Annotated in this window: 12 protein-coding genes; 6 read left to right on the top strand and 6 right to left on the bottom strand. The window is 56.8% G+C overall.

The features are described from left to right. Nucleotides 1-23: 23 nt before the first annotated feature. The 4 genes from glmM to GC165_13240 form a co-directional block, all read right to left on the bottom strand. Nucleotides 24-1,406, bottom strand: coding sequence for a phosphoglucosamine mutase (gene glmM, locus GC165_13255; GenBank protein ID MBI1333835.1), 1,383 nt, complete (start codon nucleotides 1,404-1,406; stop codon nucleotides 24-26). Nucleotides 1,407-1,408: 2 nt separating this feature from the next. Beyond that, the gene (grpE, locus tag GC165_13250) at nucleotides 1,409-2,182 is read right to left on the bottom strand and encodes a nucleotide exchange factor GrpE (GenBank protein ID MBI1333834.1); all 774 of its coding nucleotides are present in this window, start codon (nucleotides 2,180-2,182) and stop codon (nucleotides 1,409-1,411) included. Further along, on the bottom strand, nucleotides 2,070-2,927 hold the full coding sequence (locus tag GC165_13245; GenBank protein ID MBI1333833.1) for a PEP-CTERM sorting domain-containing protein: 858 nt from the start codon (nucleotides 2,925-2,927) through the stop codon (nucleotides 2,070-2,072). Before GC165_13245 ends, grpE begins: the two co-directional genes overlap by 113 nt. A gap of 64 nt (nucleotides 2,928-2,991) precedes the next feature. Further along, on the bottom strand, nucleotides 2,992-3,897 hold the full coding sequence (locus GC165_13240; protein ID MBI1333832.1) for an EamA family transporter: 906 nt from the start codon (nucleotides 3,895-3,897) through the stop codon (nucleotides 2,992-2,994). Between the two features lie 27 nt (nucleotides 3,898-3,924). Here GC165_13240 and GC165_13235 point away from each other — a divergent pair, with 27 nt between their 5' ends. The 4 genes from GC165_13235 to GC165_13220 all read left to right on the top strand — a co-directional run bounded on the left by GC165_13235 (nucleotide 3,925) and on the right by GC165_13220 (nucleotide 8,311). After that, a complete protein-coding gene (locus GC165_13235; GenBank protein ID MBI1333831.1) occupies nucleotides 3,925-5,190 on the top strand; it encodes a hypothetical protein in 1,266 nt (421 codons plus the stop codon). Between the two features lie 61 nt (nucleotides 5,191-5,251). Further along, nucleotides 5,252-5,659 (top strand): DUF559 domain-containing protein, encoded by a 408-nt coding sequence (locus GC165_13230; GenBank protein MBI1333830.1) that lies wholly within the window; start codon nucleotides 5,252-5,254, stop codon nucleotides 5,657-5,659. 78 nt (nucleotides 5,660-5,737) lie between these two features. After that, the gene (locus GC165_13225; protein MBI1333829.1) at nucleotides 5,738-6,547 is read left to right on the top strand and encodes a hypothetical protein; all 810 of its coding nucleotides are present in this window, start codon (nucleotides 5,738-5,740) and stop codon (nucleotides 6,545-6,547) included. A gap of 54 nt (nucleotides 6,548-6,601) precedes the next feature. Then, nucleotides 6,602-8,311 (top strand): hypothetical protein, encoded by a 1,710-nt coding sequence (locus GC165_13220; GenBank protein MBI1333828.1) that lies wholly within the window; start codon nucleotides 6,602-6,604, stop codon nucleotides 8,309-8,311. On the opposite strand, the gene GC165_13215 is transcribed toward GC165_13220, so the two are convergent. Beyond that, entirely contained in the window at nucleotides 8,308-9,978 is a 1,671-nt protein-coding gene (locus GC165_13215; GenBank protein MBI1333827.1) for a hypothetical protein, read from the bottom strand. The genes GC165_13220 and GC165_13215 overlap by 4 nt on opposite strands. Before the next feature lie 33 nt (nucleotides 9,979-10,011). Between GC165_13215 and GC165_13210 the strand changes: the two genes are divergently transcribed. After that, nucleotides 10,012-10,908, top strand: coding sequence for a hypothetical protein (locus tag GC165_13210; GenBank protein ID MBI1333826.1), 897 nt, complete (start codon nucleotides 10,012-10,014; stop codon nucleotides 10,906-10,908). A gap of 34 nt (nucleotides 10,909-10,942) precedes the next feature. After that, the gene (locus GC165_13205) at nucleotides 10,943-11,713 is read left to right on the top strand and encodes an N-acetylmuramic acid 6-phosphate etherase (protein MBI1333825.1); all 771 of its coding nucleotides are present in this window, start codon (nucleotides 10,943-10,945) and stop codon (nucleotides 11,711-11,713) included. A 3-nt stretch (nucleotides 11,714-11,716) separates the two neighbouring features. Here GC165_13205 and GC165_13200 read toward each other — a convergent pair whose 3' ends face one another. Then, nucleotides 11,717-12,526 carry a hypothetical protein gene (locus GC165_13200; protein ID MBI1333824.1) on the bottom strand — a complete coding sequence of 270 codons (810 nt, stop codon included), beginning with the start codon at nucleotides 12,524-12,526 and terminating at the stop codon, nucleotides 11,717-11,719. Nucleotides 12,527-12,539 lie beyond the last annotated feature (13 nt).

The raw sequence follows: 12,539 nt of genomic DNA, 5'->3' as shown, positions 1-12,539 counted from the left end.
GAGAGAAATCTACCCTTGTAGCGCTAGTCGCCCAGCGCATGAGTCAAATCAACCCGGCTGTAAATTTTCCCGCCGGCCTCTTTGGTGATCGCGCCCACGACCGAAGCGGCTACCAGGTCGCGAAGATCGTAGGTGTCGGCTTCGACCATCACGCGGACGATGGGCTGTGTGCCGCTCGCGCGTACGTTAATGCGTCCGTGGCCGACGAGGTCCTTCGTAGCCTGTTCCAGTGCGGTCTGCACCAGTTCTCCGTCGTTCCAGGTTGAGCGGTCAGCGACTTCCATGTTGACCAGGATCTGCGGCCAGGACTCGTAGTCTTCGTAAATCGTCGCCGCGTCTCGCCCCGACTCCTTGATCACGCGCAGGACTTCGAGCATGGTGACCAAGCCGTCGCCGGTTGGACCGTGCTTGGGAAAGATGATGTGGCCGCTTTGCTCACCGCCGATCTGAGCGCCCAACGCCGTGATCTTTTGCGAGACGTACTTATCGCCGACTGGCGTACGCTCAAGGTGGATGCCCTTGCTGGCGACAAAGTGCTCAAAGCCGCCGTTGCTCATCACCGTGCCCACAACAGCTTTAGGGTTCAGCCGCCCCATCTTCAGTTCGTGCGAGGCCCACAGGCCAATAGTGCGGTCTCCGTTGATAAGGCGACCTCGGCTATCAGAAAACACGGCTCGGTCCGCATCGCCATCGAACGCGACTCCGAGGGTTGCGCCCGTCGACTTCGTCAACTCCTGGATTGTCTCGGGCTTGGTCGCACCGCCAAGCTCATTGATGTTCACGCCATCCGGGGCATCGCCGACCACGAAGACCTCCGCACCCAGGCGACGAAGAATTTCGGGTCCCAAGTCGTACGCCGCGCCATGCGCGCAGTCCACGGCGACGGAAATGCCCCTTAGCCCGCCGGGAATGATCTTTTCGAGGAACGAGAGATAGTCTTCCAACAAGCCCGCGTCTTGGGTCAGCGAACCGATTGAGCCGCCGATCGGACGCTCTTCGTCGGTCTCCATGAACGACTCGATCTCCGCCTCGACCTCGTCGGGCAGTTTTCGTCCGTCGTGACCGACCAGCTTAATACCGTTATCGGGAAATGGATTGTGGGACGCAGAAATGATGACTCCGAGGCCAAATTCGCCGGTGCGAGCCACGAACGATACCGCTGGCGTCGGTGCGACCCCAAGGCTGACAACGTCAACACCTGCTGAGTTGAATCCGGCGGAAAGGGCCATACCGAGCATGGGGCCACTCTTTCGGGTATCACGGCCAACGACGATGCGAGGAACGCCGCCGGATTGCTCGCGGAGCCAGCGTCCTGCGGCGCGGCCAAGGGCCATCGCTAGTTCGGGCTTCAACCCTTTGTTGGCGACTCCACGGATGCCGTCGGTCCCAAAGTGCTTTCGGCTCATGGTTACTTCGCGACGCGGACTTTGGCGTGACGGATGACCTTCTCACCCATCTTGTAACCTGGCTCGATCTCTTCGACGACAGTGTCCGACGGATATTTGTCGGTCTCGACCGTGCCGAGGGCCTCATGCAGGTCAGAATCGAACGGTTTGCCGACCGAGTCGATTCGCGAGACGCCCTGTTGTTCGATGATGAACCGGAACTGCTTCTCGGTGGCCTTAACACCGGTGATCAGCGATTCGATCGGCGCGCCAGCCTCGGAGGCGCGAACGGTGCGCTCGAAATTGTCCATGACCGGCAGAAGCGTGAGGACCAGCGACTCGGTCGCATACTGGCGAATCAGGCCCTGCTCCTGCTGGGTCCGCTTTCGGAAGTTCTGAAAGTCGGCCATCGTCCGCAGAAGCTGCTCGTGAATCTGCTCTTTCTCGGTCGTGAGCTTGGAAACTTGGTCATCGAGAAGCTGAAGGTCGCCCTCTAGCAGGTCGGCTCCCGCTTCGGCGGTTTCCTCTTGGTTTACGGTTTCCTCAATCGGAGTCTCAGACTCATTCATTGTTCGGCTCAGTTTACCTGCCGGAGCCTGACTCAAGCCGGTAACCGTCAGGCTAAAAGAGATGGAGCCAAGGCGTACACCTTGGCTCCATCTGAGTCGCAAATGGTTTCGTCGATTAGACGCGATTTCGCTTGCGTCGTCGCACCAGGGGAAGAATTCCAAGTCCAAGAACGGCGAAGCTCGCTGGTTCTGGGACCGGCGTCGCAACGATCTGCAGTCCAAAGACATTGTTGCTAAGAACTCCAGCCGCTGAGCCGAAGGTGTTCAACGTGAACGAAGAGCCATGTTCGTGGAAGACCTGATATTGAGCCTTGCCGACCGTCGGGCTAGCCGACGACGTGCTTGTTGTCAGAAGGAGGTTGGACGCACCTGAATTCACACTGCCCGGGCTAGCATAGTAGAAGGTCGTCGAGCCATCAGAGATAGACAGGGTGTTAGTATGCGATGTGTCAGCGGATGCATACACGTATACGTCGTAGTCGGCGTAAGTGATGCCGGAGACGGAGACTCGAATCTCGGCCTGCGTTGGGTCTCCATAAAGACCACCGCCGTAAAGACGGTTTGTAGCTGAGTTGGCGGTCGACGGCTTATTGAACTCGTCATAGGTTCCCGCCGCTGAGAAGCTCAGTAAAGCGGAAGTCATGGCACCGCTGCTGTCCATCAGCGCCACGCCCGATCCGCTCCCGGTCGTGAGATTGTTCCAGTTGGCACCGCTGACGACGCCGGGTTCATCACCTGAGCCCATCGAAAGTCCGCCCCCCGAGAAGTTGATGCCGATGGTCTGGGCTTGGGCCGTACCGATTGAGGCCGCACTGACGGCCAAAAGGATAGAAAGTTTGTTCATTTGTTTTCTCTCAAAAAGAAAGCAGCCATTCGATGGCCGCCTTAATTTCGTACAAAATCCTCTGTGATTGTACAAAAATCTTCGAATTGTACAAATCGATTGACATTTGTACATCCGTTGTTCACGCATTATACAAAGTTGCTATAAATTGTACAAATGGAAAGTACTGGTAGTCTTACCAGGTTTATGAGGGTTATGCCGCTATCGCTCGAGTTGAGCGAATAAGACCATTGGCAACCGCGACGCCTGCGATCACGATCAAGAGCCCGCCTGCCTGAATCCAAGCTAGATGCTCACCCAAGACCAAAGAGGCGAAGCCGGTCGCGAGAATCGGCACCAAAAACTGGTGGAGGGTCGCCACACTCGCCGGAAGCTGAGAGATGCCTTTGTAATAGAACACCATGCCGATTACGCCGGAGCCGAACGAGATCTGCGCGAAGTTCGCCCATTGCCAATGCGAAAGGTCGCCCCAATGGACCTGGAGAGCAGGCATCAAACCGAAGAGAAAGATCACAGGCAGACCGCCCAGCATCGACATGGTGAAAAGCGGGAGAGGCTTGATCTCGCTGGAGATCGGTTTGCACAGCACTACTGACCACGACCAAGAGATCGCTCCAAGAAGCATCAATAGGTCGCCCTTGATGCGGTTGAGCGCATCCACCGAGCCGGACATCATGCCGGGACGACCCAAGATGACCACCGCAACACCGCCGAGGGCGATGATCCCGCCCAAAACTTTGGCGTACGACTTCGGCTCCTGCTTCAGAACCATCATCCAAATCGCCACGATGATTGGGTTCGAAGCCAGGATGATCGCCGCCTCAGCGGCATAGGTGAACTTCACCCCTTCCATGAAGAGGATCATGTAAATCCCCATCGAGTTGAGTCCGGCAAAAAGGATACGGTTTCGGTGCTCGGTCGGAATCTTCAGCGAGTGTCCGGTGAACTTGCAAACGAGGACGAGCACGCCCCCCATCACGAAGTAGCGCCAGAACATGATAGCCCCGGGCTCCATGACGGGATACAGAACCTTCAAAGAAATGAAATTGAAACCCCAGAATAGCATCGTAACGAGCAAAAAAGGGTTGGGTCTGGGCATCAAGTCATAGTATGATTCCCTCACGGCATGAACACGGATTACGCACAGACAAACTTTGGCGCCGCCAAGCGATTTCGATTGATTATTCGGGAAGGTGGGCAGTCTCGCGAAATGGGTGGCGATGATATGTCGATCGCCGTCGGTATCGTTGACAACATTTTCATGAATGCCTTGGAGACCGGAACATCCGACATCCACCTCCAGCCCGAGCGAGATCAGCTTCGCATCCGCTACCGTCAGGACGGCATTCTCCACTCCACCGGTGAACTCCCGCTGGAGCAGGCGCCGAACGTTCTTGCCCGTTTGAAGCTGGCCGCCGGAATGAGAATCGACGAACAGCGCGAGCCTCAGGACGGCCGTATCGACATGGAGTACATGGGCCGCCGCCTCAGCGCTCGTGCCTCGTGTCTGCCCTCTCTCAACGGTGAAAAGCTCGTCATGCGTATTCTCGACCCGAATGCGATGAAGGTCGACCTGACGAAGCTAGGCATGCCGGATGATATTTACCAAAAGTGGTCGCGGGCGATCAACGCGCCGTATGGCCTTATCCTGGTTACTGGCCCGACTGGTTCTGGCAAGACCTCCACGCTATACGCTTCGCTGAACGTCATGGACGCGAAGACGCGCAACATCGTCACCGTCGAGGACCCGATCGAGTACGAATACGAGAAGAACATCGCACAGGTGCAGGTCACCGAGAAAATGGGCTTCCCCCGCGTCATGCGCTCCTTCCTTCGACAAGACCCCGACGTCATGCTCGTTGGTGAAATGCGCGACCCTGCCTCGCTGGCTATCGGTATTCAGGCTGGTCTGACCGGGCACTTGGTGCTGTCCACGCTCCACACCAACAACGCCATCGAGACCATCGGACGTATGGTCGATATGGAGGCTGAGCCGTACCTGATCGCCGGTGTTTGTTTGGCGATCCTCGCCCAGCGCCTGGTTCGTCTGAACTGCGCGAAGTGCCGCCAGCCGTACAAGCCGACGGAGGACGAAATTGCCGCACTGAAGTTCACGCCCGAGGAACTAGAGAAAGGAACCTTTATGAAGGGCCGAGGGTGTGCCGAGTGCAAGAACACCGGCTACAAGGGCCGAATTGGCATCTTTGAAATCATCATCGGCACGCCGGAATTCAAAGCGGCTATTGCCGAGAATCCGACCTTTGCGGTGCTGGCCGAAGTCGCTCGCAAACAGGGTCACCGAACAATGCTCGACGATGGAAAAGCCAAAGCGATGTCCGGCTGGACGACTCCCGATGAAGTTATGCGCGCGGTTATGACCGTGGCTTTGTAGGAACCGTTTGCCCTTCCCCTTTATGTGTTAGGGGGAAGGGTTGGGATGGGGGTCAGCGGCCATGAGGGAAAAGGAACGAAATCTCAATCCCGAAAACATTGAGCGAGTGCGCAAATTGCGCTCGGAAATGAGTGAATCGGAGAAGCTTCTGTGGCGGTACCTTTCGGACAAGGCCATCGGCTTTAAGTTCAGGCGACAACACCCACTTGGCCCCTATGCCCTTGACTTCTACTGCCCTAAGCTCAGGCTTTGCATCGAGGTCGACGGCGAACAACATTCTTTGACTCGCAGTCGCGACAGACGGCGCGATGAGTTTCTCCTGGAAAAAGGCATCCTTACAATCCGAATCCCAAGTCTCGAACTCTTCGATGAGAGCGGGGTTGGAGTTCATGAGTGGGTGTCTCGACTCCGCATCATTTGCGATTCGCGGGCTCTTCAGCGGGGACAAGAATTGGCCGATCACTGGTGACCCCCACCCCTGCCCCTCCCCCTTTAGCTTCGCGAAAAGGGGAGGGGTTCGATAAGCAATGGTAACATCGCCCAAAAGATGAAAGTCGGGATTTGCATTTCACTGGAGAAAGCGCCCCTTGCCGTCGAGGCTGGATTCGACTACGTCGAGCTTTCGGTCTCCGAAATTGCGACCAGAGACCCGTGGGACACGACGCCGTACCAAGGGTTGCCAATCGAGGCGTGTAACCTTTTCTTTCCCGGCCACTTCCGCATGTTCGATCATGCACTCCGTAGCCTGATCATTCCCTATTTCGACATTGCCAAACCGAGGCTCCACGAACTCGGAGTTCAGGTGGCCGTGATTGGGAGCGGGAATCAGCGTCGGTGTCCCGACGACATCCACTTCCCTTTCGAATCTTCCGCCTTGGTCGATACCTGGGCAGGAGCCGACTCTCCGGAGGAAGTCTTCGCTCGGTACATGACCTTTTTTGACTACGCAACTCAGTATCGAACCCCTATTCCAGCTCCCGAATCCCTGGAGAGGTCCGAGACAAACGTCGGTACCGACTGCGCCACCTTTTCCCGCGTTTTGGCCAAGCACAAGATCGGCTACACCGCCGACGCCTTCCATATCCTCCACGAGTGGGACACCAATGGTCGTGAGGGCGGCCTCGATACGCCGAGCAAGGAGTTTTGGGCGGACCAACTGCCGCACAAACCGACCCACCTTCACCTCGCCCAGTTGGAAGGTCGCCGCTTTCCCCAGCCAAACGACTCCATGCTGGAAGGTTTCTTCGCTCGTCTACTCGAGCTCGGCTATGATGACCGCGTCAGCCTCGAGTGCCGCGATTTTGAACCCGCCGACTACAAGCAGGCCATCGCCAATCTAAAGACCTACTTCGCCTAAAATCTCGCGATTGGGAACCTTTTGGGGTATCCCAGTCGATTAGTATCCGTCAGAATGAGCGGAAGAATGAAATCTACATCCCTGACGAAGGTACTCCTAGTCGCATTCGCGGTGATCTCCAGCGCGATCGCGCACGCCGACATCGAGTACAACGTCAAACCGAATCCGGCCTCCAAGTCCTTCGCGATTCGGATGACGATCACCAACCCGCAGAAGACGGAGACGGTGCGAATTCCGGCTTGGTGCCCGGGGTTCTACTTCATTCTCGACTACGACAAGCAGCTTTACGACTTCCACCCGTACGACTCGGACGGCAATCAGTTGAAGGTCCAAAAGGTCGATTCGCGGGGATACAAGATTGACGATCCTGACCAAAAGCCGATCACGATCAGCTATCGTATCCGCGCGAACGACGCGGGCCTCGGCTTCTTCCGGTCCCATTTGCGGGCGAATCTGGGCTTTATCAATGGCGCGTCGGCCTTCATGTTTGCCGAGGGTCACCTGAAGGACCCGTGCCGGGCAACGTTCGACCTTCCTGAGGGTTGGGATTTGGCCACCGCCATGACAACGGATGGCAAGGGGACCTACTCCGCGGATGGCTACGACGAATTCATCGATAACCCGATTCAGATGGGTCTGTTCATCCGCAAGCACTTCACCGTCAACAACATTCCCTATGAAGTGATTTGGGTGGCAGATCCGACCCCGAAGTGCGACATCGACGCGGAGACCGAGCGGCTGAAGCGCGGTTCCCTTCCCGCCCTTCGCATGTTTGGTGGAGCGAGCTTCAAGAAGTACATCTACTTCGTGCACCTCGAAGTTGGCGACTTTGCCGGTGGTCTCGAGCACCGTGCTTGCAACGTCATCGCGGTGGCCAACACCGAGACGATCCACCTCGACGCGCTGGCCACCCACGAATATTTCCACGCGTGGAACGTCAAGCAGATTCGGCCATGGATTCTTGGTCCGTTCGACTACACCAAGGAACAGCGGAGCCCGAACATTTGGTTCAGCGAGGGCGTCACCGACTACTACGCTCAGCTTCACGCCTACCAAGCCGGATTCCTCTCCCGCTCTCAGCTACTGGACGAGTACGCCAACCAGATCGAGGATGTGCAGAACAGCCGCACTCGCACGCAGTTGACGCTTGAAGAAGTTTGTCGCAAGACGTGGGAAGGCGGCGGCTTCGGCTACGGGGATCTTTCGTATTACAACAAAGGCCTGATTGTCGGCCTTCTTTCGGATGCCTACATTCGCGGCACGACCCAAGGCAAACACTCGCTGGATGACCTCATGCGGTCGTTTTACGCCAAATATAAGCTCCCGAATCCAGGCTTCCAAGACGACGCGATCAAGCAAGGAATCATTGAGCTGACGTCCGATAAGTACGGTCCGATCTATGACGGAATGGTCCGCTCCACATTAGCGCTACCCTACGACCTCGTCAAGATGCTTGGTCTTCGATTGACGGTGCCGGACCAAACCTACACCGATCCGCTGTACCTGGTGGACGACAACGACCGAGTAACAAACGCGACGCCTTCGAATCTCGACGAAGGATTGAGAGACGGCGACTTGGTGGAGTATGCGAAATTGACTGAACAACGCAACGTCGAGGTCCATGTGGATCGCGACGGCAAGAAGCTGACGTTCATCCTGCCGGGGCGAACCTATCGAGCCAGCGACTATCGACTTCGACCGAATCCATTTGCCACACCAGAAGAAAAGCAACGCCTGAAGGAATGGCTCACGATTCCGAACTAAGTTAACTGGCGAAGCGCTTCCTGGGTCCAGAACAGATACAGGAAAGCGACCATCCACGGTAGGACCGCGATGGCGCTTGGGATTAGGAACGCCGCTACCAACGTGGCCGGAAGGATTCGCACGAGTGGCCGAATCGTCGGTAGGTCGTACCAAGCCTTGCGGAGCCGGTGAGCTCCGAATCGCGACGCGAACACGATTCCGAATAGCAAAGCCAGGATCGCGATACCGAACTCCGGCTTGAAGAGTTGATGCACGATCTCGAAGTAGTTGAGAGGCTGTGGACCGCTGGTAACTGGCACGTAGGTTCTCCAAACCGGATGCCCGCCCGCAAGACCAATGCCGATGAAGTACGTCAGTGTCAGCAGACCGCCGCCGACGTATGACCAAGCTCGGCCAATGATCACAGTGAGACAGAGAATCCCTACGACTAACAAAACGAATTGACTTGGAGCAATGGCGCGAACCATGATCAGGGGCAAAGCCAGGAAGGACAGCGTCCAAGCCGGACCACTTCGTCCCCTCATGGTGACCAAGATCGCCGAAGCTGCGAAAAGCTGAAAGGATTCTAAGGCGACCGTAAAGTCTCGCCCCTGCGAATAAAGCTCGGAAAACGGCGATCCTTCGCTTTGGAACAGCGATAAGGCGATCAACGAGAACGCTACGATGCCGACAAATATGTTCTGATCTTCGGTACCAAGTTTGCTGTCGGCCAAGATCAGCAAGCCCGTCCAGCCAGCCGTCAGGAGTGGAGTCCACAGCCACCAGAGACCAATGCCCGTCCAAGGGAGTACGAGATGAAGTGCCTCGAACGCGAAGAAGAGGCTGAAAACCAAGTAGAACGGGATGCGCGAGGCAGTCCCGGACTTTTCCTGCGACAAGAACCAAAGCGACACGAACGAGGCGATCCAAATCAGCACGTAGACGCCAACCCGTACGTACGGCTCGATCTCGCCAACAGCCAGCCACCGGTCTGGCGCCCCAGAATGCATGGATTCACCCGGATTTTTCACCTCTGGCCATTGTGCGACTTCCCTCGGCGGCATGGTTGTGAGATTCTTCGCCTCGATGACCCCAACCGGCAGATCGATTACAGCCTTCCCTCGTTCATAGATCCAAAGGCGGCTGTAGCGCCGGTTGTAGGGCGGTGGAAACTCGACCACTAAGGTTCGATCCGTTAATTTGCGCGAGAGCTCGGCCACATCGTTCCATGAGCGCACATGCGCAAGATAGGTCACACCTTTCCCGTCCGGTAGGTGGGCGAGTTCGACGGATTGACCAAGGCAGGCACCCATCGCCAAAATGCCTTGATCCACCCCTTCGTTGGTAGCCGACAGAACCTGCAGGTGGTCGTCGTTGCGATCTAGCGGCAAGCCAAACCGCGCCAGCGAGTCACTGACTCGATTAACGAACCGATCCGGGCCATCGGGGCTGAATCGGAAGTTCTCTACCGACACCGAAGGCGAACTCTTGGTGGCGATCGCCGCGAGCTGATTGACTCCACTGCCATCGGTGGCCGCGGGCCAAAGCACCCATAGTGGATGCGTCACCGTCTCCGGGCTCACCGCCGGTCCGGCGTCGCTGGGTGAGATGAACACGATAGCGCGATTAGCGAACGCCGCCCCTGCCGCGAGGAGAAGACCGAGCAGGAAAGCGAAAAGCCGCATCATATCGAAGTGTTCAAGGTAACATTTTAGTCCTAAATGAGCATCTACGTTGGTCTCGATTGCGGGGGATCGTCCAGCCGAGTCCTTGCAGTCGACGATAGCGGCAAGATTCTATTTCAAGGTCAAAGCGGCGCGGCAAACCTTGTCAGCACCCCGGAAGGACGTCTGCGAAAGAACCTGACGAACGCCACCAAAGGCTGTCCGGTTCCCGATTACGTCTGCGGCTGTTTCGCTGGGCTCATCAACGACAGCGTCCGCGACCGAGGAATCGGCATTCTGCGGGACACGTTTCCCGACTCTCGTTCGTTTCGCGCCGAGCCGGATTACACAGCCGCCCTGTTCGCTTCCGATGCCGCCGACGTCTGCGTCATCGCCGGGACCGGTTCTCTGATCTGCTCCCGAGACAACGGTCGCATCGTGAAAAGCGGTGGACGCGGCTATATTCTCGGCGACGAAGGGTCTGGGTACAAATTTGGCCGTGAAGTTATTCTGACGTTCCTCCATAACCCGGATGCACTCAGCGAGGCTGCAAAGCGCAACATCGAAGAGGTGTTTGGCTCGCTTGAGGAAACCACCATCATCACCGGCATCTACAAAGCGCCCTCTCCAGCGACCATTCTCGCCCGATTGGTGAAGGCTCTGGGGCACGATGCCACCGAAGGCCGCGCCTATGCGCTGGAGTGCGTGCAGAAGCACACCGGCCAGTTGGCCAAGATTTTCGTCAAGCACGTGCAGGAGCACCACGCGACCAGCCGGACTCTTACCGTCTCGCTCAGCGGCGGAGTCTGGAAGTCATCCAGCATGTTTAAGGACACGTTTCGGCAGATTCTTGAAACCGAACTGCCGCATGTCGAGTTCGATATTAGAAAGCTTACAAAGCCGCCGCTTTACGGCGCAGTTGAATTAGCAAAGGAGATGAATCATCGCAACTGAAGCTCGGAATCCACGCTCATACGGCCTGGATCAGATGAACGCGCGCGAAATCGTGCGCCTGATGGATGAGGAGGAATATCATGTCTTCCGCGCCATGCAGGGAGCCCAAGAGGGCATTGCCGAGGCGATGGAGCACGTGGCGAAGGCGTTTGCCGAGGGTGGACGAATTTTCTACATCGGCTCGGGTACCAGCGGCCGGATCGCGACCGCCGACGCGGCCGAAATGCCGCCGACATTCGGTATCGAGCCGGATCGATTCATTGCCATCGTCTCGGGTGGCTCTGCCGCCACTGAGAAGGCAGTCGAAGACGCCGAAGATGACCCGACGGCGTCGATCCAGATTCTCAACCTCATGGGCGTTGGCCCGCGAGACGTGGTTATTGGCCTGGCCGCCAGCGGTTCCACCGCGTTCGTCGTGTCGGCGATCAAGCATGCCCGCCAAAAGGGGTCGTGGACCTGCGGAATCTCGAACAACAAGAACACGCCACTTTTGGAAGCCGCCGACCTCGGCATCCTCCTGGATACCGGCCCCGAGGTCCTTACGGGCTCGACCAGGCTCAAGGCCGGCACCTCGCAAAAGCTGGCGCTAAACCGAATTTCAACCGGGGCGATGGTCCTCAACGGAAAGGTCATCGAGAATCTGATGATCGATGTCAAGGCCAAGAACAAGAAGCTCCGCGAACGGTGCGTACGCATCGTGTGCGAATTGTCGAATGCCACCAAGGACGAAGCCCGAGAGCAGCTCGAAAAGTGTGATTACAACATTCGAGCCGCCCTCGAAGCGCTGAAGAAGGTCGAAGTCTAACTTCTATCGTCCCGGTGGCTGATCATAGGGCGGAGCTGCTGGGTATCCGACTTGGAATCCTGGATTCAGTGGGCCTCGGAATTCTCGATAATGCAGGCCGATGCACACGTAGAGGACCGGCATGGTAAAGATGAACCCGACTATACAGGCGCAAATGCCCAGTCCGCCAACAAGACTGGCCAAGAAGTAGAATCCGCCCATCGCGAGCCAAAATGGACCCAACAATTGTACAGAGCGCTGGACGGCGGCGATAGGGCCCAATCCTTCTTTCACGACGATTATAGGAGCAAAGCAAAGTAGTCCTGCAATGAAGAAGAACGGAACAATGCAGAGGCAAAACCCAACGAGCGAAAGTATCTGAAAGATGAAGCTTGTCCCGATAAGGGGTACGAAGCACTTGAATCCTGAGAATAGAGTTCCGAAGGTTGTTGTTCCGGTGTCGGCTTCTTCGATGGCGCATAAAGCGATACCAGTCGAGAGAGTCTGCATGATCGCGCCAGGAATGATTGACGCCACCATGCTGATCGGAAGTGCCTTTGCCATCATCGGTAAAAAGTCTTCTAGTCTTGTGGCTCGGGGCGTTCCCAGCGGCGATCCATATGCAATCGTATTGCTGAGTAGGCTAACTGGAATATTGATGGCGTAGACGATAGCTATGATAATCAACGAGCCAAGCACATAAACGCCTGCGTTTCGCGTCACGATCTGGAAAGATTCGGTGATGTAGTCGAGGTAGACGCCTGGTCCGCGATACGGTCGCCCTGGTCCACCATGACCTCGTGGGTACTGGGCGTAATTTTGTGGCGGTTGCACGCCATCAGATTAG

The organism is Armatimonadota bacterium (assembly GCA_016125185.1).
Lineage (GTDB): Bacteria > Armatimonadota > Fimbriimonadia > Fimbriimonadales > Fimbriimonadaceae > Fimbriimonas.
The sequence above is the reverse complement of the archived record's forward strand: the minus strand, read 5'-3'. Positions and strand labels throughout refer to the sequence as shown.

Coding starts and splice junctions, on each gene's coding strand:
- glmM (MBI1333835.1), bottom strand. CDS start 1,406: ATGAGCCGAAAGCACTTTGGGACCGACGGCATCCGTGGAGTCGCCAAC.
- grpE (MBI1333834.1), bottom strand. CDS start 2,182: ATGTCTTTGGACTGCAGATCGTTGCGACGCCGGTCCCAGAACCAGCGA.
- GC165_13245 (MBI1333833.1), bottom strand. CDS start 2,927: ATGCGTGAACAACGGATGTACAAATGTCAATCGATTTGTACAATTCGA.
- GC165_13240 (MBI1333832.1), bottom strand. CDS start 3,897: ATGCCCAGACCCAACCCTTTTTTGCTCGTTACGATGCTATTCTGGGGT.
- GC165_13235 (MBI1333831.1), top strand. CDS start 3,925: ATGAACACGGATTACGCACAGACAAACTTTGGCGCCGCCAAGCGATTT.
- GC165_13230 (MBI1333830.1), top strand. CDS start 5,252: ATGAGGGAAAAGGAACGAAATCTCAATCCCGAAAACATTGAGCGAGTG.
- GC165_13225 (MBI1333829.1), top strand. CDS start 5,738: ATGAAAGTCGGGATTTGCATTTCACTGGAGAAAGCGCCCCTTGCCGTC.
- GC165_13220 (MBI1333828.1), top strand. CDS start 6,602: ATGAGCGGAAGAATGAAATCTACATCCCTGACGAAGGTACTCCTAGTC.
- GC165_13215 (MBI1333827.1), bottom strand. CDS start 9,978: ATGATGCGGCTTTTCGCTTTCCTGCTCGGTCTTCTCCTCGCGGCAGGG.
- GC165_13210 (MBI1333826.1), top strand. CDS start 10,012: ATGAGCATCTACGTTGGTCTCGATTGCGGGGGATCGTCCAGCCGAGTC.
- GC165_13205 (MBI1333825.1), top strand. CDS start 10,943: ATGAACGCGCGCGAAATCGTGCGCCTGATGGATGAGGAGGAATATCAT.